A 20,259-nucleotide genomic window follows, 5' to 3' on the forward strand; every position below is an offset into this window, starting at 1 on the left:
CTAAGAATCGGTTATCCACCGATATTCAATTTTTGTGCCAATTCGTTGATATGCTGCTTCTGATGCCAGATTAGCCGGTGGTGGTGTCATCATCTGCGGTATCGCTACCGTCAGAATCTGAGGCTGTTTCCTCACCGCTATCGCCGGAAACATCGTCACCGGCGTCATCTTGGACCTGGCCATCTACGCTGGTTGTGCCGGTGTTCGTCGTGCCGACAGGCAACTCAGCTGAGAAGACCTGGGACAGCGGGACCACCAATTCGCCCATCGCTAGGAAAATTTCGCCGGATCGGGTTTCAACCCCGGTGACCCGGCTGCTGACGCCAAGCTCAACACTCACGTTCTCAGCGCCTTCCTTCGGAACAATGTCCAGTTGAAGGGTGTAGTTGCCGGGTTCGACCGATTGGCCATCATCACCGATGCCGTCCCATTCGATCACCTGAAGGCCGGGAATGCCGCTGCCTTGCTGTGTGTAGACGGTATCGCCATCGGCATTAACAACCCGCAGGGTCAAATCTTCCACCTCACCACTCAGGTCATAGACAAAGCGGTTAGAGGTGCCAGCGCCAGCGTTATAGAACTCCTGACCTTCGAAGCTAACGTCGAGGCCGACATATCCAAGCGCCTGCTGCAAGGCGTTACCTTGGGTGGCGGCGATCAAATCGTCCAACTTGGCATTGGTGCCGATCTGCTGCTCAACCTGGTTGAACTGGGTGATCTGATCCGTGAACGTCTCAGTATCCGTTGGGTCCAGCGGATCCTGGTTCTGTAGCTGCGTGGTCAGCAACTGCAGGAAGTCATCGAAATCTTGAGCCAGCTGCGCTGAGTCAGAATCAGCCTGGCTGAAGATCTGGCCGCTTTGGCTGGTTTGTGCCGATTGGTTTGGCACGAGGGTAATTGGATCAGACATAACGCGTCACTCCGTTTTTCCAGGTCCGGCTTTAGCCGTTAGACCTGCACGTCCACTTGGTCTTCTGTGATGATGTCGACATGCTGCCAATCAGCAGCGTCGCTGTTGTCTTCGTCGCCTTCACCTGCGCCACCGCTGCCATTGCCAGCGAATTCAGGGTTGGCATCGCCCTCTCCACCATCGCGGAGAGAGAATTCCAGGCCGTCACTACCCAAGGTCAGGCCAGCATCTTGGAGCGCCTTCTCAAGCGTGCGGCTGTCATTGCGCAGCATGTCGAGGGTTTCCGCCTTCTCAGCAATCAGCTTGCCGGTGACGTTGCCGTCGCCATCAAAGTTCAGCTCAACATCGATGGTGCCCAGTTCAGCTGGTGACAGCTGAATGCGCAGCTGGCTCTGACCGGCTTTGGCGGCTTGGCTGACCTGCAGGCTTACCTGCATGGTTGCCGGGCTCATCGGTGCGCGTGATGGGGTTGTGTTGGCAACCAAGCTTTGGAAGTTGGCCTGGTTGGTGGATTGCTGGGTTGTTGTGGTGGCAGCTTGTGCCGCTTCCTCAGCATTAGCAGCAGCAAACAGGCCGCCACCGGGGTTATCACCGCCACGGCCGGATCCAGATTGACCATTAGCACCCTGTCCAGCTGGGCCGCCCGGGCCATTCAGTGAGGCCAGCTGTGCCGTTGCTGCCAGATTAATGGGGCCACTGCCTGTGCCGCCATTCGTATTGGCGGGCAGGGTGGCTGCGTTCGGGGCGGCAAATGCTTCTGCATCACCATCGCTATCATTGCCCAGGGTTGCCGTTAGGCGGGCATCGCGAGCGGCCTTGCGGTCTTGCAAGTTATCTTCTGCCACCAGCCGTTGCCGGGCGACGGTTTCCACATCCACGGCATCATCTGCTTGCGGCTGTGATGCGCTGGCAGCTGTTGCAGCCAGAGCGTTATCTTCTGTTGCATCCTCGGCCTCATCTTCGCCAAGGGACAGTAATGGATCTTCACCTTCGCCCTCATCATCCTCAAGCCCGTCAACATCAGCGTCCAGGGTAATGCCACCAAGCGCAGGGCTTAGTTCGCTCTGCAGGATTGATAGGAATTCTTCTTCCGTGAGGGGCGTGCCGTTCTCAAGCGTAACCGCCGTTGCCAGCTGCTTTAGGCCATCAAGGTCCTGGGCCAGCTGTGCCGGGTCCATGGCGCGGAGGATGTCTAAATCTTCCTGGGTAAAACCGAAGGGCTGCTCAATCGGCTGCTCTAGAGCATCCTGGAATATTTGATTGAGGAGCGTGCTGACCTGTTGGCCCAGGTCACCAGCTTCGCCATCGGTTGAAACCTGAAGCAGGCCACGGTGGCTGAGGCTTTGATTAAGGGCGGAAATTTCCGCCGACAGATCTTGGGATCCGGCAAACATTTCCGCCAGACCGTCAATCTTGCCTGCCTCGCCAAGTTCACCGTCACCGGTCGTTGCGGGCTTTCCATTGATCGTACCCAGCGCCAATAGGTGCTGCGAGAGCAGGGCGAGAAACTCTTCAGTTTCAAGCTGTTGCTCGCCTTCCTCACCAACATTGGCAGCTGTCGCTTGGATGGCTGACTGCTGCGATGGCCCGATTAGGTCGAGTAGATTGTCCAAAACTTGCATTGCCGGTTTCCTCGCAAAGCACTGGCGTTGATGCCTATGTTGCAAGTCACGGGCCAAGTTTCAGGCTAGGTCACAATTTGCTGAAAATAGAAGGGGTTGTAGGCGAAAAATGGTCGCCACAAAGCTCTCAAAAATTAGAGCTCTTCGTCCAGGCTGACGGCGCCGCTGACCTTCTTGGATGGCTCACTCATCGAGGCATCTTCGGTGTAGGCGTCATTGGGCGACACGGCCTTGCGCACTGACTGAACGATGGTGTCGATAACCGACCGGGTGCCCCGGCGGGCAACATCGATTGCCTGCTCATTCTCATCCATGGCCGCGTTCAAACGCTCAGCCACTTCAACCAGGGTCTCTCGAAGTTCGCCATCCACGTCTTTCAACTCAAGCTGGCGCTTCTGCAGGCGGCTAATCAGGGATTGGTACTCAGTCGCGAGGTCGACCTTATCGGCCTGTAGCTCTGCGAATTTTTGGAAGTCGTGGTTCTGGACCGCTTCGGTTTCCTCATCGAGGAGATCGGTCAGATCTTCCATCAAGACAATCGCATCTTCGACCCGGGTTTCAATCGGAACAGATTGGCGACCGGCAGGGGATGTCTGTGCCGGCTTATCGCTTTGATCGGTCATGATTTTTATCGCCTCACGTGGTCGGCTCAACTGGCCGGCATAACTGGTTGGCTCACTTGGCCGTTTCCGGGGACCCTAGCGGGTCGGCAAGGTGGGAACTTCTTGGGCCGATAGTAGTTCGCGTTTGACCGCATCGGCAATGCCTAGGCCGCCGGTTTCGGCGATCATTTTGCCGTACTCGCTCACCATCAGGCCGCGATACATATCTTCCGCAAAGCCACCACCGAAATTCTCATCAGTTTTAATGCCAGCGAACATCGGCTGTAGCATTTGGCCCAGCACCATCGCTTCAAACTGGGTGGCAACCTTATCGATGCCGGCCAGTTCTTCCGCAGTGTAGGTGCGGCCATTTATAACCTGGCTGCCTTCAGCACCGGCAGCGCCTTTGCCACCCTCACTGATCGCGGCCCGGGCGGCATTCAGCTGATGCATCGCCTGCTGCGATTGCGTCCGGCCAATGGTCGCTAGCGGGTTAACGTTAAGCTGCTGCGGATCCATTAGATGATCTCCAGCTCAGCTTGCAGGGCGCCGGCGGCTTTAATCGATTGCAGGATGGTGATGATGTCCCGTGGGCCAACACCGAGGGCATTCAGACCCTCAACCAATTGCTGCAGGGTGACGCCAGCATCCAAGACCGTCAGCTGGTTCTCAGCTTCCGTATCAATCTCAAGCTCTGTCCGTGGCACCACAACGGTGTCACCGGTTTCAGAGAAGGGGTTTGGCTGCGATACTTGGGGTGTCTCGGTCACCCGGATGGTCAGATTACCCTGGGCAATCGCCACCTCGCTGATCCGCACATTGGCACCCATCACGATGACACCAGATGTTTCATCAACCACGACCCGGGCAATCTGATCTGGGGAGACCAGCAGGCTCTCAATATCCGCGATAAGGGAGACCACATCGCCGCTATACTGCTCTGGGATCTGCAGCACCACCGAGGATGGGTCCTTGGCGAAGGCTGACGCACTACCAAGGCGGGCATTGATGGTCTGAGCAATGCGCAGTGAGGTGGTGAAATCTGGGTTGCGAAGCGACAGCGTCATCTCGGTCAGGCTGTTCAGCTCAAAATCGATCTCACGCTCTACAATCGCGCCGCCTGGCACACGGCCAGAGGTTGGGACACCGCGCACCACGCTGGCGGCATCACCCTGGGCAACAATTGCAGCGGTGGCGACAGGGCCCTGGGCAACGGCGTAGACTTCGCCATCGGCACCAAGCAGCGGGGTCACAACAAGCGTACCGCCGAGCAGGTCTTCCGCATCAGCGAGGGCAGAGACTTGGACGTCAATCTGATCACCCTGGCGGGCGAAGGGGGGAAGGCTGGCGGTTACCATTACGGCGGCCACGTTATCCGTATCAACGGTCAGGCCCCGGGTGTTCACGCCTAGGCGCTCAAGCATGCTGACCAGGCTCTCCTGGGTGAAGGGCGCGCTGTTCAGGCTGTCACCGGTACCGTTCAGGCCAACCACAAGGCCATAACCGACGAGTAAGTTTTCCCGAACGCCTTCAAAGCGGACAATATCCTTCACCCGAGACTGCAGCGACTGGGCGCTGGCACCCTGTAGGGGCAGGCTCGTCATCGCCAAACCAAGGGAGATGGCCACGCAAAAGGCACGGTAAAAACTAAGCTTCATCGTCTTATTCATCTTCGAAAACGTGATCATCACGTCACTCCTTCTCACACCCTGCGGTCGGGAATGCGAATTTTGTGCCAAGTATCGTAGGCCCCGTCGGTCATCCACAGATGGGCCAAGTGCTGGAATTTGCAGGCTTTGTTGGCTTGGTTTCGTGTGAATTGGGGATAAGCCCTTGAGCCCCGGCAGTTTTTGCCCCTTTAAGCCCCGACCAGGAAGGCCCATAGTTAGGCCCATGAGTGTTGATCGTATTGGCAAAACCGGGTCGGTAACCACCGGCGCCACCAGAAAGGCGAAGAAGAGCGCGGACGGCGCTGGCTTCTCACGCCTAATCGATGGTGGGGAGGATGAGGCGGTTGCCGGTGCGGCGACCCAATCCTGCGTGTCCGGTGTTGGCGGTATTGATGCGATCCTGGCGCTTCAACAGGTCGACCCAGACGGTGCCCGCAAGCCTAGGCATCAGGCCGTAGTGCGGGGGGAGAAGATCCTCGGCGCCTTAGAAGGACTGCGCGATGACATCCTGCTGGGCCGGGTATCGGCGGGCACGATGCAGCAGCTAACCAACTTCGTTGAAGACGCGCGGGAGGAGACGGATGATCCCGAACTCACCGCCGTGTTGGATGAGATTGATCTGCGTGCCCAGGTTGAGCTGGCGAAGCTTGAGATGGCCCGGAAAGGCCGCGGTTAATCCACCGGTTTCAATGGTCCTCTCGGACATATTCGCATTTCCTTAATAAATTCATGGGCTTGCTAACAATTCTCTGTGAATTGTGCAGGCTTGCGGTCTGCGACACTCCTGCCTATATTCCGGGCGAATTTTGAGCCGGTCCAACCGGACACGATGCGAGAATTGGAAATCCCCCATGGCCGATGCAGCAGCGAAAAAAGCCGATAAGAAGGTGACACTCCCCGAGGGCTATCAGCCCAGCAAGGATGAGGAGTTCATGAACCCGGTGATGCTCGAGTATTTCCGTCAGAGGCTGCTGGACTGGAAAGCGGAGCTGGTGAAGGACTCAAGCGAGACCCTGATCAGCCTGCAAGATGGTGGCCTGCAAGAGCCCGACATCGCAGACCGCGCCTCGGCTGAAACAGACCGGGCTCTCGAGCTTCGTACCCGCGACCGTGAGCGTAAGCTGATCTCCAAGATCGATGCGGCCCTGATGCGGATTGATGAAGACGAATTCGGCTACTGCGAAGTGACCGGTGAGCCGATCTCGATCAAGCGCCTAGAGGCCCGCCCAATCGCGACCATGACCCTGGAAGCGCAAGAGCAGCACGAGCGCAAAGAACGTACCCAACGCGACGACTAAACTCGCTCCCGTTTAAGACCCGAGATACCCAAAGCAGGACGGCGGCGGCATCTTTTGATGCGCGCCGCCGTCGGCTATTCCCGTGGGGGTGTGAGGGGGACGAGACCCGAACACAATGTGGGGTTGGGGCAAGGGTCTCAAAGACGGGAATAGAATGCTGTTCGTTTAATCCTCTTCAGGCTTGGTCTGTTAACCCGCTCTTAGAACGGGAACAGGATGTCGTAGACCTGCTGGCCATACCGCGGTTGTTGCACGTCGGAGATATGACCGCGGCCACCGTAGGAGAGGCGAGCCTCCGCAATCTTCTCATAAGTGATCTCGTTGGCTGAGGTGATGTCCTCAGGCCGGATCACGCCGGCGACTTGCAGCTCACGCAGTTCGAAATTCACCCGCACCTGTTGGCGGCCTTCGATCACCAGATTGCCATTGGGCAGAACCTGGGTGATTAGGGCTGCAACTTGCAGTTGGATATCTTCCTCACGCTCGATGGAGCCACCACCGCTGCTGCTTGAGTTACTGCCAAGGTTGATCAGGCTGCCAGGGGCCACGGCCTCAGGCAGGATTTCGTCGAGCGCCGCCTCATAACCCAACAGGTTTGAGAGGTTGGCATCTTCGCTGTTCTGACGGTTCCGGCTGGTGTTGTTGTCGAGGGTGGCTTCATCCTCGATCTCGATCACCACGGTCAGGATATCGCCAACCCGCTTCGCCCGTTGATCACGGAAGAAGGCCCGGGCGCCGCTGCGCCATAGGGAGTTTGGCTCATACTCAACCACATCCGGGTTCGGCATGGGCAGGGAGACGGGCTGATAGCCAGCCACTTGCTGCGGGTCGGTAATCGGCGCCAATTCGGGTGCCTTGCCAACATCCTGCAGGCGGTCAACCGTGTTACAGGCTGCCGTCATCAGCGCGAGGCCCATGATGGCGCCCATCCGGCCGACGCTTTGATATCTCTTCATGCGCTCAAACATCTTACTCTCCACTTCCCCTCACAAAACTCAGTCTTCTTAAGTCGCGGTCCCCAAATCGCGCCGGTGCCATGGTTCAGGCGACCGGTAGTTCATTAGTGCAGGTTGACCTCAACCAGGTTGGCGGTGATCGCCACCGCATCGACCATGCGGTTGCTAGTCACATTCATCACCCGCAGGCCCTGGCCTTGTGCCGCATCATCCATGGCACGGCCCTTGGCGGTGAGGGCGATGCCCCCCTTATTCAGGCGGATGGTCACCGGCGTGCCGCGTTCAATCAGGACCGGCTCCCGTAGGTCGCTGGCGCGGATTGGCGTGTTGGCGCTGATCGACCGGCGTGGCGTCATGCCAACCAGATCCGCCATGCCGACCAGGATGTCGCTGTTGATCCGCTCAGACGGGATCTTGATCATCTCAACTTGATGCTCGGCGATAACATCACCACGGCGCATTGGTTCGGTCAGAACCGGCACGGCAACGATGTCGATGCTGCGGCCCGTCACCGTGCCCTCATACTCAGGTGAGCCGGTGGCAGGCGCGACGATGGTCGCGGTAAACCGGCCCGAGATTGGGTCATGGTTCAGGCGGGTAACGGCCATGGTTGGTGGCACATCAACCGGCAGTGAAATGCTGACCGCGCGGTTATCCAGATTGACGCTGATCGTCTCAGCTTCAACCAGGCTATCGGCGGCGATGGCATTCACCAGGTGACGCTCAACCACCGCATGCTCAATCACATTGGCCACACGCTCGATCACCACCCGGTCGAGGGTTGAGCTCGCCTGCCACTGCACCCGGTAGGCGCGGGCAAGGCGGCCCAGGGTGCGGTAGTCGAACACCGCACGGCGACCGGGGGCAGGGGCGGGGGCAACATTCTTCTCAGCCTGATCGGCGGTAAGGCCATCGAACAGGTCACCAAGGGTTACATAATCAGCCTCAACCACCGACTGCCGGCGCAAATCGGCCGCGTCACTGGCGATGCTGGTAAACAGCACCCCGCCAATAACGGTGAGGACGATCGTCGCCTTAACCAGCAATTTTGTGCAGCGTCGGATGATCATGATTTAACCCCTAGAGCCGTGTTTTCGCTTAGCCGACCTGGTTCAGAACGTTGAACATCTCGTCCACGGTCTGGATGACTTTTGAGTTCATCTCATAGGCCCGCTGGGCGGTGATCATGTCGGTAATTTCGTTCACCACATCGACGTTTGAGCTCTCAAGCGCGCCCTGTTCGATGGTGCCGAAGCCGATATCACCAGCAAAGCCGTCAATGGCGTCGCCGGATGCTTCCGTGACGAGGAAGAAGTTGTCACCGATGGCCTCAAGGCCGTTCGGGTTGACGAAGATCGACAGCTGAAGCTGACCGACCTCAACCAGATCTTCCTGGTTATCCAACTTCACAAAGACGGAACCGTTCCGGTTGATGTCGATGGCGATGGCGTCGTCGGGAACCGTCACACCAGGCTCAACAACGAAGCCGTCAGGGGTGACGATCTCACCTTCATCATTGAGGGCGAAGGCACCAGCCCGGGTGTAGGCCGTCTCACCATTCGGCAGTTCGACGTTGAAGAAGCCCTCACCATCGATTGCGATGTCGAGTGGGTTCTCGGTGAACTGCAGCTGACCTTGGGTCTGGATCCGATAGACCGCCTGGGCCCGGGTACCAACACCGATCTGGACGCCGGATGGAACCACCGTGCCAATATCAGAGGAGGTCGCACCAGGGCGGCGGACGTTAAGATAGAGAAGGTCGCCAAACTCTGCACGCTGGCGCTTAAAGCCAGAGGTGGTGATGTTGGCAATGTTGTTCGCAATCACCTCAACATTCAGCTGTTGGGCTGACATGCCGGTGGCTGCCGTATTAAGCGCTTGCATCTGGGTTACTCCTCTTTGCTAGGCGCTAGAGCCTTAAAATTCTTCATCGGTTGAAAGCCTATTGCGTGCCGCTGAGCTTACGGATGGCGCGGCCAATCCGTTCATGCTCCTGCTGCCCCATCCGGTTGGACCGGCTATAGGCTTGGCTAACTTCGATTAGGCTGGTGATGCCTGTGATGGCATTAACGTTTGAGCCTTCAATCATGCCTTGAAGGACTTCACTGCCATCATTCTCAAGTTCGGGCTGGTCGGTGGTCCGCAGGCCATTGCCTAACGGGTCCATGAATTGCTCATTTTCGAATTGGGCAATTTTGACCTGGCCGATGACACCGTTCTCCGTCGAAATGGTGCCGTCATTCGCGACAACGACTTCGACATCGCCATCTGGAACAACTAGCTCGTTGTTGTTCACATCCATCACCGGGTTGCCGGCGCCGGTTACAATGCGACCATCCAGATCTAGCTGGAAGCTGCCGTTGCGGGTGTAGGCAAGGGCGCCACCACCAATATCTACGGCAAAGAAGCCGGGCCCCTTAACGGCCATGTCGAGCGGGCCGCCGGTTTGGTTCATGGTGCCCTGTTCGAAATCGGTAAAGGTGCCGTAGTCAGAAACCAGGGACATGCGCCGCTGGTTAATGTCTCGGAACTCCTGACCGTCCAGCTTCTCGACAAATTCGAGGAAGAGGGGGCGGTCAGCCTTAAAGCCGGGGGTGTTCAGATTCGCCAGATTGTTGGCCAAGATATTCATACGCCGCTGCGTGGCCACTTGATTCGATAAGGCGATATAAATTGTGTTTTCCATCGCTTCCCATCCTGCCGGGCAATCGGTGCCGCTGTTCCTAAAGTTGCGGCGCTCGCTGGCCGGTAAGAGTTTNGTCCCAGACCAATCTGACTGCGCTATCGATGTTCTCACCGACGCCAGACGGGACTGGTCGCTGGGTACAAAGCAGGATGCGTGCCAAACTCTTGGGCGGCGCTAAGCTTTTGTTTTGGAATGAATTTATCGGGGCGTGAAGATTTTGCCGCCAAGGGTGTCGACAGTTTTTCCTAGCCCGATTGGTCCTGGTGGGCAGGTTGCGGCCTGGTTGGATCGATGCCTCATGATGCCGTTTGTTGGTATGGGCCTAGCTGTTTTGCATGTCGCGCCAGTGTCACGCTTCCGATCCTGGCAACTCATCCTCAATTCGCGATCACTTGACGCTGTTTTAATGGGCCGGGACTTTTGTCGCATAAGTTAACTTGCGGTAGGTTAACGCCGTGGCAGTCCTCGGTCGGCTATGATGGCCATGCATTGGTTATCGTTATCCATCCGGAGGCGGATTGCCGGTAACGCGAATAGGTGTCGTTGCTGGCGCCCCTAACGATGAAGCACAGGAATAATCGATGTCTGATTTGACGATGGAGGAAGATGGCGGCGCGGATGAGGTTGAAGAGCTCAGCCGGACGCGCCTCGGCGGTAAGCGGATCCTACTCCTTATATTAGTGCCGATCATTCTGCTGCTTGGTGCCGGTGGTGGGCTTTACTTCACCGGCATGCTTGATGGCCTACTTGGCACGGCTCCACCGCCAGCCCAGACCGCTGAGGCGGAAGGTGAGGGCGAGGGTGAGGGCGCTGCCAGTGCCGGTGCGTTTTTCCTCGATCTGGAAGACATGTTGGTCAACCTCAACACCGAGGGGCGGCAGCCGCGTTTTCTGAAGATGAGCATCAGCCTTGAGCTCGAGCGGCAGTCTGACCTGAACCGTGTGCAGCAGTTGATGCCGCGGGTGCGCGATGAGTTCCAAACCTATCTGCGTGAGTTGCGCGTTGAGGATCTGCAGGGGTCAGCCGGTGTCTATCGCCTGCGGACTGAGCTGCTCAGCCGGGTGAGTCAGGCTGCTTTCCCAGCGCGGGTGCGTAACGTGCTGTTCCGGGAAATTTTGATCCAGTAATCCCGCTTTTTTGAGGGGTTTGGGCAAAACGGTACGAAAACTGCATAGCTATGCCTAGAAGCGCTGCGCCGTTGATTGGCGCGGTTGAAGGTATTGAGGGGTAAGAAGGCCATGAGTGACGTCGATGGCATGAGCGAAGAGGAGCGCCTCGCGGCAGAATGGGCCGCGCTGGCGGAGGGTGACGACGAGTTCGGTGATGGCGAGGCGCCCACGCGGGTCCTCAACCAGGACGAAATCGACAGTCTTCTTGGCTTTGACCAGGATCAGGACGACGACTCTGAGACGTCAGGCGTTAAGGCGCTCGTTAACTCCGCGCTCGTTAACTACGAACGTCTACCCATGCTTGAGGTGGTGTTCGACCGGGTTGTCCGGTTGCTCTCCACTAGCTTGCGGAATTTTACCTCCGACAACGTTGAGGTCAGCTTTGACCAGATCACCTCGGTTCGCTTTGGTGATTATCTGAATTCCATCCCGCTCCCGGCAATGCTTGCCGTGTTCCAAGCGGAGGAGTGGGACAATTACGGCCTGTTGGTTATCGACAGTGCGCTGATCTATTCGATCGTTGACGTCTTGCTTGGCGGTCGCCGTGGCACCGCCGCAATGCGGATTGAGGGTCGCCCTTACACCACGATTGAGCGCAATCTTGTTGAGCGCATGGTCCATGTGGTGCTGGCGGATATCTCCGCTGCGTTCGATCCACTGTCTCCGGTCACCTTCCGGTTTGACCGTCTTGAGACTAACCCACGATTTGCCGCGATTGCCCGACCCGCGAATGCCGGCGTCCTGGCGAAGTTCCGTATTGATATGGAAGACCGCGGCGGCCGTATGGAGCTGATGCTGCCTTACGCGACCCTAGAGCCAATTCGTGAGCTGCTGCTGCAGATGTTCATGGGTGAGAAGTTCGGTCGTGACTCCATCTGGGAGGAGCACTTGGCGGGACAGCTTTACCAGACCGATATCGATCTACAGGCGGTCCTTGGTGAGATGACCGTCCGGTTGAACAGTTTGCTGAACTGGACCCCTGGTACGCAGATCGTGCTGCCAAATGGGCCAGAGCATCTAATTGACCTGCGATGTGGTGAACGGACAATGTTCCTCGCTCGCATGGGCCAGAAGAATGGCAAGATCGCGGTTCGTATCGAGCATGATACAGATGATGATCTGATTGATTAACGGCTTAGCAGCTTGCCTCTGCCATGATATGGGGCGGGCTGTAACCGTGACTTTACAGGCCGGTGCCTCTAATCTTGCGTTGCACCGGCTTTGAGCCAAATAACAACATGTCGTCAGCGTGTGGGCGCGACGGCCAAGCGACGGTAACGTCGGCATCGGGCAACTGCTTTAAACGCCATTTGTTTGTGGTGGCAGGGGCCAGGGGAAGCAAAACGCATGGGCAATATCCTTAGCCTCATTCTGGACGTCACCATTATCGGCCTTTTGATCGCCGTGATCGTTCAAGCTGCGCGCCTGTCACGCAAGCTGACGGTGCTGCGCGAAGCCCGGAAAGAGATGGATGCGTCCATCAAGCAATTCTTTGAAGCATCTGCGAAAGCCGAGCTCGCCATCCGCAACTTCCATAAGGCGGCGGGGGAGACCTCCCAGAAGCTCGATGGTGACACAAAGCGTGCGCAGCTTCTGACGGATGAGTTGAAGCTCATGATTGAGAGCGGCAACGGCCTCGCCGAGCGGCTCGAAGCCGTGGTCGAGGGTGGGCGAGAGCTGCCGAACTATGGTGACGTGCCTGCGACCCAGTCGGTCGCACCAAGCTCACCACCGCCGCTTGCTGCGAACCAGGCCCCGGCAAAACCACAACCCCTTGATCCTGATGCCCCAGCACCTGGATCAATTGAAGCGGCAGCCGCCGATGAAGGCGGGGACAGCACCGGTGGTGATGGCAAGGCTGGCCGTGGCGAGGGACGAAGCCGCGCCGAGCAGGAGCTGCTTAAGGCCCTGCAGAACATGCGATAGAATTGGTATGATTTGTGCTGGTCTCTCAAGAGGCCACCGCATCTGGTGGATTAGAGAAGCTAACAACCGCCACGGTTTTAAAAAGCAAAAGGCACAGTAGGACGATGGTTCCCTCAATCAGATTGCTGCCCATACTGGTCATCATGTGTTTTGTCGTGATGGGCGCGCGTGTGGCTGATGTGGTGACTGGCGAGAGCCTGTCCCGTGACCCGCTAGATTTCAACGCTGTGGTGACCCTGTCCCAGGCCCGTGCTGCGGATGGTGATGAAGAGACTGCCGCTGGCGGTGAGGCGGGTTTCGAACAAGTTGCCCAGGCTGATGCTGACACAATGTCTGATCAGGTTGCGGCCACGGCTGATGGCGCTGACGCAGCTGAGGAAGACCTCTGGTTCGATCCAGAGCAACGTGAGCTAACCCGCTCTGAGCTGCGTCTGCTGCAAGAACTGTCCGAGCGTCGCCAGGCGTTGAACGATCGCGAACGTGGGCTCGACCAGCGGGCTGCCCTGCTAGATGCAGCCGAGGCCCGTTTTGAGGAAAAGCTGACCGAGCTGACCGCGCTCCGTGATCAGATTTCACAGCTGCTTGATCAGCACTCAGAGCAACAGGAAGCCCAGCTGGCCAATCTGGTTGCGATTTATGAGAGCATGAAACCAAAAGACGCGGCACGAATCTTCGATAGCCTCGACATGGACGTGTTGCTAGATGTGGTCGTGCGGATGAAGCAGGTGCGCTCTGCCGCAATTTTGGCGGAAATGCAGCCTAACCGGGCGAAAGACGTGACCCTGCAGCTTGCTGATCGGCGTCGTCTTCCCGACGCGATCGAGGTCCAATAGTGTTGGATTGAGGACACCGGGTATCGATTTTCCGACTCGAATTAACGTCCAGTAGGGACTTTTTCTGGACTTTGAATGCGTCGGCGGTAGGCTTCATAGCTGTGTCTTGGGTGATCCAAACTGGGTACCGCTTTCAAATCGCCGACAAACTATGATGAACTGACGTGGTTACGCGCTTTTAAACAAGCTGCTAAACCAATGTCTGCATTATGGAATGCAGGGGTAATGAGGGGACCGGCGTGATGGAGTTTATGAATGGCTATTGACTTGAATATGCCAATTCTGGTTGTCGACGACTACAAAACGATGCTTCGCATCATTAGTAACTTGTTGAAACAAATCGGCTTTCAGCAGATTGATGAGGCCTCTGATGGGGCGACCGCACTGACTAAGCTGCGCGATAAGGACTATGGGTTGATCATTTCCGATTGGAATATGGAGCCCATGACCGGTCTGCAGCTGTTGAAAGAGGTGCGTGCTGATAATCGTCTCTCGAAGACGCCGTTCATTATGATTACGGCTGAGAGTAAGACTGAAAACGTGGTCGCGGCTAAAGCAGCCGGCGTGACCAACTATATCGTTAAGCCGTTCAACGCAGAGACGTTGAAACAAAAAATCAGTGCGGTTTTTGGCGGCTTCTAAAAGTCGCCATTGGCCTCAAACGCTGGTTCTTTTTTGCCCGCCATTGCCGCGAATTGTCTTTGTGGCGAAAAAGTGGCAGTGTATTTGATAACGGATGCGCGAGCGTCTGGTTTTATAAGTTGGTTTGATAGGCGCTAAACGCGGGGGCGCTCAATACGCTGGTAGTGGCTGTGGTGTTTGGCTGGTCTTTGAGAGAGGCAGGCCTGACCCTTATCAGCCTGGAGTAATTCGATAGATGACAGATCACGACGCAACAGGTGGGCTAGGTGGTGACGGCACTCGTCGCTCAGCTGATGGCCGCCCACTGCCCGAGAAAATCATCGAAGCACACCGTCAGGCCAGTCAGCCACTTACCCGTGACGATGTCGCGGCGATTGTTTCCAATGTGATCGGCTCCATGGATGGTGATCTTCGCGCCAGTAACGTGAAGCTCTATTCCGAGCTCGACGCGATTGCCCAATACATCAAAGCCGCCAAGCTTGAGATTGCAGCCATTCAGCCGGTTGAACGGCAGATGACTGACATTGCTAACGCATCTGATGAATTGGATGCTGTTGTTCAAGCAACTGAGAATGCGACCGGTTCCATTCTTGATGCTTGTGAGGGCATTGAGCAGGTGGTGCCGAAAATCCCAGAAGGCGAGGCCCGAGAGGGTGTCGTTGAGGGCGTCACCAAAATCTATGAGAGCTGCAACTTCCAGGACATCACTGGGCAGCGCATCTCAAAAGTGGTTCGCACGCTGAAGCATCTAGAGACCCGCATTGACGAGCTTCTGGATGTGTTTGGGAACGCGCCGCTGCCGACCCCGCAAAGTGAGCCAGTCAGTGAAGAGGCTGAGCTTGATGATCATGAGCGGATGAAACTCCTCAATGGTCCTGCCTTGCCTGGCTCAGCAATCGATCAAGACGCGATCGATAAGCTTCTCGCAGATCTAGACAACTAACGTCATGTCCCTTGCCGACGACCCGTCTGGCGGTGAAGAAGCCGGTGGTAGCGGTGGCACCGCCACTGTTATGGCGCTGGCGCTGTTCCTGCTGTTGTTGGCCTTCTTCATTCTGTTGGTCGCCATCTCAAAATTTGAATCTGAGAAGATTGATCAGGTGCTGTTTAGCCTTGATGAGGTTTTCGAGGTTGAACCTGAGCTACTCTTGGCTGATGAGGCAGTAACGAACCGCGATGGTAGCCAGATTGCCCGCGAAGACTTCTTTGAAGTGGTCGACAAGGTGTTCCGGGACGAGCTGCAGTTTACCCGCGTCCGGGTGGTGAAGCAGGGGGACAGCATGGTCATTGCTGTGCCCGAAGACGGTCTGTTTGACCCTGGCAGCAGTGATATCCGTATCGAAGCAGCTGGCCTCTTAGGTCGGGTCTCTGAAGCTCTAACCCGTCCAGCTGACAATGGCGGCTATTATCTTGATATGGTGATCCCACTAGGACGCAGTGCAGGTGACCGTGACCTTGCCGTGCGCCGCGCCGGGCGTTTCGCCCGCGGTCTAACCGCCCTTAATGCGCCAGCTTCCTCGATTTCGGTCGGTGTGCGCCAACGGCTTCGGAATGAGGTGCATTTCTTCTTTGAGTTCCGTCCGGATGACGCACCAGTTGTTGTGCCGGTGGTCAACTCGACATCAACTTCTGCTGAACAGGCAGCGTCAGAGTAGCCTCAAAGGCTGCCGCCCGATAGAATAGAGGCCTGTGACCGGAAGTGAGATTCATGCGTGCGGATGCCAATAGCGCCCAATTGACGGCAACCCCAGCGGGGGATGCCCCCGCCTGGATGGTTACCTTCACTGATTTGGTCTGCTTGATGCTGACCTTCTTTGTGATGCTGTTTGCGATGTCCGTCCCGGATGAAGACACCTGGCAAGAGGTTGTCTCTGCCCTAACGCAAACCGATCAGCCGGTGGTTGAGGAAGAGGAGCTCTCACCGCGTCCTGATGCCGAACGCAACGTCACCGTGCTCGATATTCCGCAAGCGGCCAATCTTGATTACCTGGTCTCACTGCTTCGGCAGAAGTTGGATGAAGCAGCAGATGCGCCGGACATCATTTTGAACCGGACGGAGGATCAGCTGGTCCTGTCATTGCCTGGCGACACCCTGTTTGAAGCGTCCAGCGCCGAGTTAACCCAAGAGGGGCGTTCGGCGGTTCAGCCAATCGCACAGATGCTGTCTGGGATTGAGAATCAGGTGCGTTTGTTTGGACATGCCGACCCGACTCCACTCCGTTCTGGTGCCTATCCATCGAATTGGGAGCTGTCCCTGGCGAGGGCTGTCACTGTGGGCAGGTTCTTGCGATCTGGCGGATATCGGGAGGATATGGTCATCGCAGGCATGGGCGACGGTCGATATGGTGACCTACCGGCCACCCTGCCACAGACAGAGCGCTATCGATTGGCTAGGCGGGTTGATATCGTCATCGATCCAGAGGCTACTCAATAGGTACCCTTAGATCGTTCCGATCTTTAGGGTTCGCCTTATTGAGTGCAATCGCGGCTCGTATTATGCCGCATGGATGCGTAGAACTAGCCCCATGGCTGACCCGATGACCACTAAGACAGACAGTGTTCAATCCAGCCCGCCGCCTTGCGCGCCGCGGGCTTCTGCGCCGTTTTCCTGGCTTAAGGGGACCAGTATTGCGGTTGCCTTGGCCGTCGGTGCGATCGTGGTCGGCCCCTCTGTTTTCGCCCAGAGTGTTGATGGTGTTCCGGCCAGTGATGCGCCCTTTAATCTGCTCGATGCAGCGTCTGGTGCCAATGCGAATCAGGGCGTGTTTGATGGAGCCCCGCTGCTTTCTGATGCTGATATTAGCCAGGCACTCAACCCTATAGAAATAAATGTTGGGCAGGTGGCCCAGGCTACAGAGTCTGGAACGACCGCCGTTCCAACAATCACCGTGCGTGCTGGTAAGCATGCCGAGTTCGATCGCTTTGTCTTCGATTGGGAACAGGCAGTTGATTACTCAATCGACCGGCAAGGTGATCAGGTCACCATCAGCTTTGATGCCCCCGGCCGTGCCGATTTGGCGGCGGTTCGGTTTATGCGCCTCAGCTTTGGTGAAACCATCCGGGATGTGGGCGGGGCCAATGGCCTTGCCTTAACAATGACGGTGCCCGAGGGCAGCGAGCTTCGTGATTTCCGTCTTGAGCAGAAGGTTGTTCTCGACATTGTCGCGAGCAGCGAACGGGTCGCAGAGCAAACCTCCGCCCAGGTGGAGGCCGCCGTTGAGCCAGTTGCACCACCACCAGTTCCAGAGGCGCCGCCTGCAACTCAACAGCCGGTCGTAGTGACGCCACAACCGCCAGCAGAGACGGCGACCGCGGTTGCTGGCGCCGAACCGGTCCTAGATGCGGATAGCGCCGTCGTTGCATCGCCTGAGACCGATATCGAGACTGTTACCGCGACAGCCGTTAATGATGGCGATGATATCGGCGCCGCCATTATCGCTGCCGATGCCACCATCGACCTCATTGAGGTGACGGATGGCACAATTGAGGCTGCTGACGGCGAGGATGCTGCCGATAGCGCTGTCACGGTGATCCGAATTGACCCGAATGTACCTGTTGGGGCGGTTGTCTTCACCAGGGCAGACGCGCTTTGGGCCGTGTTCCCCGCAACGGGGATGAGTGTGGCCCCGTTGGTTCAAGGACCTGCGGCGGGGCAGCTTCGCCGCGCTGATGTCTACGCTGTTGAGGGCGGTACCGCCTATCGCTTTCCTCTGCCACCAGGACTGCACCCGCGGGTTAAGCGTGAGGGGCAGGTCTGGGAGATCGCGCTGTCACCAACGGTTACACCGTCCCCCACCGCACGGATTGAGATCGAAGGAACAGATGTTTCCGCCGGTAAGCGTCTGAGTGTGGGCATTGAGGTAACTGGCCAAACCATTGAGATGATCGACCCAACCATCGGGGATCGCCTGGTTTTGGTCCCAGCGTTGGAGCCCGGTCGTGCCGTTCGTGAGGCGCGCCGGCTGCCACAGCTTGAGTTCCTACCAGCTGTACAGGGTGTCGTGATCCGCCCGCTGATTAATGAGCTGGTGGTTGATGCTGGTACTGAAACGGTTAAGGTTCAGGCACCAGACGGCCTACTGCTTTCTGCTGATCGTCAGGCCCTGCTGGCCGCAGCGCCCAATGCGCCAGAAACTGTGGATGGCCTGCGCCTCTTTGATATCACGACCTGGCAACGCGGTCCGATTGCGGCATTCGATATCAGCCGCTCTCGGCTTCAAGAACAGACCGCAGCACAGAACCCTGAAGATCGGGCCGCCGGTTACATCGATCTAGCCCGGCTGTATTTTGCCCATGGTTTTGGCGCTGAGGCGCGCGGCTTAATTAGGCTCGCAATCGAGGCGTCGCCAAACCTGTCTGAGCAACCTGAAGTCTTAGCCTTGCGCGGTGCTGCGACGGCGCTGGAAGGCGGTGGTCGCCGTGCCTTAAACGACCTCAATATTCAAGCGCTTGAGATCCATCCGGAAGCCGCGCTTTGGCGTGGTCTAGCCCTGGCTCGATTGGGGCGCTGGACTGAGGCTGGCCAAGAGTTCGCCCGTTCCGGTGATCTGGTGCTCGAGTACCCGAGTGGCTTGTACCGCGAGGTTGCGGGGCTGATGGCAGAATCGCTGCTGTTCATCGGTGAGATTGATGCAGCCCAGGCTATTGTTGATGATCTGGACCGACGCGGGCAGCTGGTTCGGGTTAACCGCAGCGCTATCAACTTCCTACGTGGTGATATCCTTCAGCGGCAAGGTGAGGTGGAGGCTGGACAAGCGCTCTGGCAGCAGGTTGCCGACAGTGGCACCGACCAGCTGTACCGTGTGAAGGCCCAGTACGGCCTGATCGAGGCAGGCCTTGCCACTGGTGCCATGGCGCCTGAAGAGGCTATCGAGATCCTCGAGCAGCTTCGCTTTGCTTGGCGTGGCGATACGCTCGAGCTAGCCATCTTGCGCCGTCTTGGCACCCTTTATCTCGATACCGGCAGCTATTTTGCCGGCTTTGAACTGCTGCGCCGGTCTGCCGGTTACTTCCCAGGCAGCCAACAGTCACAGGTTTTGACCGGTGATATGGCCCAAGCTTTCCGCCGTCTATTTGTTGATGGTGATAGTGATGAGTTATCGCCAGTTCAGGCTTATGGCCTGTTTGACGAGTTCCGGGAACTGAACCCAATTGGTGAAACCGGTGACAAGGTCATTCAACGCCTAGCGGAGCGACTGATTGAGGTCGATTTGCTGGGAGAGGCGGGCGAGATCCTGCAGCAGCAAGTTGAGTTCCGGGTAACTGGCCTTGAGCGCGCCCGGCTTGGTGCCCGCCTTGCCGGTGTCCGCCTACTTGATGATCTGCCTGAACTGGCGCTTGAGGCGTTAGAGATCAGTGATGTTAGCGAAAGCCTACCGGTTAATCTGATCGAGGAGCGGACCCTGCTTGCAGGTCGCGCTTATCAGCAGATGGGTGAACCTGATCAAGCCTTGGCCAGTATTAGCGGCTTGTCTACCGCAGCGGCTGATCGTCTGCGTGCTGATATTGGCTGGCGTTTCAATCGCTGGTCAGTTGCGGCCAGCGCATTAAACGGCTTGCTGCCTCCAGCGCCTGAAACTGGGCTACCGCTGGCCCCTGGTGACGCACAGCTGGTCATGAACTCGGCTGTTGCCTTGGCCCTGGCCAATCAACAACCCGGCCTGAACCGCCTGCGTGAGACCTATGGTGACGCGATGGCCCTTAGCCCGCTTGCCGATGCGTTCCGGGTCGTGACCCGCCAAGGCAGTGGCGTGCTATTGGCCGACCTAGACACGCTGCAAAGTCAGGTCAGCGAGGTTGATCTGTTCAGCGAATTCCTAGGCAGCTATAGCCGCATTCAAGACGAAGCAGCGGTTATGGACGATAACCTGGATGCGCGGGCAGGGCAGGTTGATCAGACGGCGGAAGTGCCGACCAACTAAGCCGATTGATGCGGGAAGAGGGGC

20 protein-coding genes are annotated in these 20,259 nt (G+C 57.4%); 11 read left to right on the forward strand and 9 right to left on the reverse strand.

Annotated elements, in window-relative coordinates:
• Positions 1-70: 70 nt before the first annotated feature.
• The 5 genes from KI792_03915 to KI792_03935 all read right to left on the reverse strand — a co-directional run bounded on the left by KI792_03915 (position 71) and on the right by KI792_03935 (position 4,792).
• Positions 71-910, reverse strand: coding sequence for a hypothetical protein (locus KI792_03915; GenBank protein MBV6632164.1), 840 nt, complete (start codon positions 908-910; stop codon positions 71-73).
• Between the two features lie 38 nt (positions 911-948).
• On the reverse strand, positions 949-2,532 hold the full coding sequence (locus KI792_03920; protein ID MBV6632165.1) for a flagellar hook-length control protein FliK: 1,584 nt from the start codon (positions 2,530-2,532) through the stop codon (positions 949-951).
• 134 nt (positions 2,533-2,666) lie between these two features.
• Positions 2,667-3,155 carry a hypothetical protein gene (locus KI792_03925; GenBank protein MBV6632166.1) on the reverse strand — a complete coding sequence of 163 codons (489 nt, stop codon included), beginning with the start codon at positions 3,153-3,155 and terminating at the stop codon, positions 2,667-2,669.
• Positions 3,156-3,230: 75 nt separating this feature from the next.
• Positions 3,231-3,587, reverse strand: coding sequence for a rod-binding protein (locus KI792_03930; protein MBV6632167.1), 357 nt, complete (start codon positions 3,585-3,587; stop codon positions 3,231-3,233).
• 65 nt (positions 3,588-3,652) lie between these two features.
• A complete protein-coding gene (locus tag KI792_03935) occupies positions 3,653-4,792 on the reverse strand; it encodes a flagellar basal body P-ring protein FlgI (protein MBV6632168.1) in 1,140 nt (379 codons plus the stop codon).
• A 235-nt stretch (positions 4,793-5,027) separates the two neighbouring features.
• Here KI792_03935 and KI792_03940 point away from each other — a divergent pair, with 235 nt between their 5' ends.
• Together KI792_03940 and dksA are read left to right on the forward strand one after the other, a co-directional pair.
• Positions 5,028-5,480, forward strand: a complete 453-nt coding sequence (locus KI792_03940) for a flagellar assembly protein FliX (protein ID MBV6632169.1) — start codon at positions 5,028-5,030, stop codon at positions 5,478-5,480.
• A 175-nt stretch (positions 5,481-5,655) separates the two neighbouring features.
• Entirely contained in the window at positions 5,656-6,102 is a 447-nt protein-coding gene (gene dksA / locus KI792_03945) for an RNA polymerase-binding protein DksA (GenBank protein MBV6632170.1), read from the forward strand.
• Between the two features lie 200 nt (positions 6,103-6,302).
• On the opposite strand, the gene KI792_03950 is transcribed toward dksA, so the two are convergent.
• The 4 genes from KI792_03950 to KI792_03965 all read right to left on the reverse strand — a co-directional run bounded on the left by KI792_03950 (position 6,303) and on the right by KI792_03965 (position 9,744).
• Complete coding sequence (locus tag KI792_03950; GenBank protein MBV6632171.1) at positions 6,303-7,070, reverse strand: flagellar basal body L-ring protein FlgH; 768 nt, start codon at positions 7,068-7,070, stop codon at positions 6,303-6,305.
• A 92-nt stretch (positions 7,071-7,162) separates the two neighbouring features.
• Positions 7,163-8,128 (reverse strand): flagellar basal body P-ring formation protein FlgA, encoded by a 966-nt coding sequence (flgA, locus tag KI792_03955; GenBank protein MBV6632172.1) that lies wholly within the window; start codon positions 8,126-8,128, stop codon positions 7,163-7,165.
• 28 nt (positions 8,129-8,156) lie between these two features.
• Positions 8,157-8,942, reverse strand: coding sequence for a flagellar basal-body rod protein FlgG (gene flgG / locus KI792_03960; GenBank protein ID MBV6632173.1), 786 nt, complete (start codon positions 8,940-8,942; stop codon positions 8,157-8,159).
• Between the two features lie 58 nt (positions 8,943-9,000).
• Positions 9,001-9,744, reverse strand: coding sequence for a flagellar hook basal-body protein (locus KI792_03965; GenBank protein MBV6632174.1), 744 nt, complete (start codon positions 9,742-9,744; stop codon positions 9,001-9,003).
• Positions 9,745-10,340: 596 nt separating this feature from the next.
• Here KI792_03965 and KI792_03970 point away from each other — a divergent pair.
• The 9 genes from KI792_03970 (at position 10,341) to KI792_04010 (ending at position 20,235) form a co-directional block, all read left to right on the forward strand.
• Positions 10,341-10,871, forward strand: a complete 531-nt coding sequence (locus tag KI792_03970; GenBank protein MBV6632175.1) for a flagellar basal body-associated FliL family protein — start codon at positions 10,341-10,343, stop codon at positions 10,869-10,871.
• A 111-nt stretch (positions 10,872-10,982) separates the two neighbouring features.
• Positions 10,983-12,044 carry a flagellar motor switch protein FliM gene (fliM, locus tag KI792_03975; GenBank protein ID MBV6632176.1) on the forward strand — a complete coding sequence of 354 codons (1,062 nt, stop codon included), beginning with the start codon at positions 10,983-10,985 and terminating at the stop codon, positions 12,042-12,044.
• A 216-nt stretch (positions 12,045-12,260) separates the two neighbouring features.
• Positions 12,261-12,839 carry a hypothetical protein gene (locus tag KI792_03980; GenBank protein ID MBV6632177.1) on the forward strand — a complete coding sequence of 193 codons (579 nt, stop codon included), beginning with the start codon at positions 12,261-12,263 and terminating at the stop codon, positions 12,837-12,839.
• 158 nt (positions 12,840-12,997) lie between these two features.
• Entirely contained in the window at positions 12,998-13,672 is a 675-nt protein-coding gene (locus KI792_03985) for a hypothetical protein (GenBank protein MBV6632178.1), read from the forward strand.
• 255 nt (positions 13,673-13,927) lie between these two features.
• Positions 13,928-14,314, forward strand: coding sequence for a response regulator (locus KI792_03990; protein ID MBV6632179.1), 387 nt, complete (start codon positions 13,928-13,930; stop codon positions 14,312-14,314).
• A gap of 235 nt (positions 14,315-14,549) precedes the next feature.
• A complete protein-coding gene (locus tag KI792_03995) occupies positions 14,550-15,257 on the forward strand; it encodes a protein phosphatase CheZ (protein MBV6632180.1) in 708 nt (235 codons plus the stop codon).
• 4 nt (positions 15,258-15,261) lie between these two features.
• Complete coding sequence (locus tag KI792_04000; protein MBV6632181.1) at positions 15,262-15,969, forward strand: hypothetical protein; 708 nt, start codon at positions 15,262-15,264, stop codon at positions 15,967-15,969.
• Between the two features lie 53 nt (positions 15,970-16,022).
• On the forward strand, positions 16,023-16,748 hold the full coding sequence (locus tag KI792_04005) for a flagellar motor protein MotB (protein MBV6632182.1): 726 nt from the start codon (positions 16,023-16,025) through the stop codon (positions 16,746-16,748).
• Positions 16,749-16,839: 91 nt separating this feature from the next.
• Complete coding sequence (locus KI792_04010) at positions 16,840-20,235, forward strand: tetratricopeptide repeat protein (GenBank protein ID MBV6632183.1); 3,396 nt, start codon at positions 16,840-16,842, stop codon at positions 20,233-20,235.
• The last annotated feature ends 24 nt before the right edge of the window (positions 20,236-20,259 follow it).

The organism is Alphaproteobacteria bacterium SS10 (genome assembly GCA_019192455.1).
GTDB lineage: Bacteria > Pseudomonadota > Alphaproteobacteria > TMED2 > TMED2 > TMED2.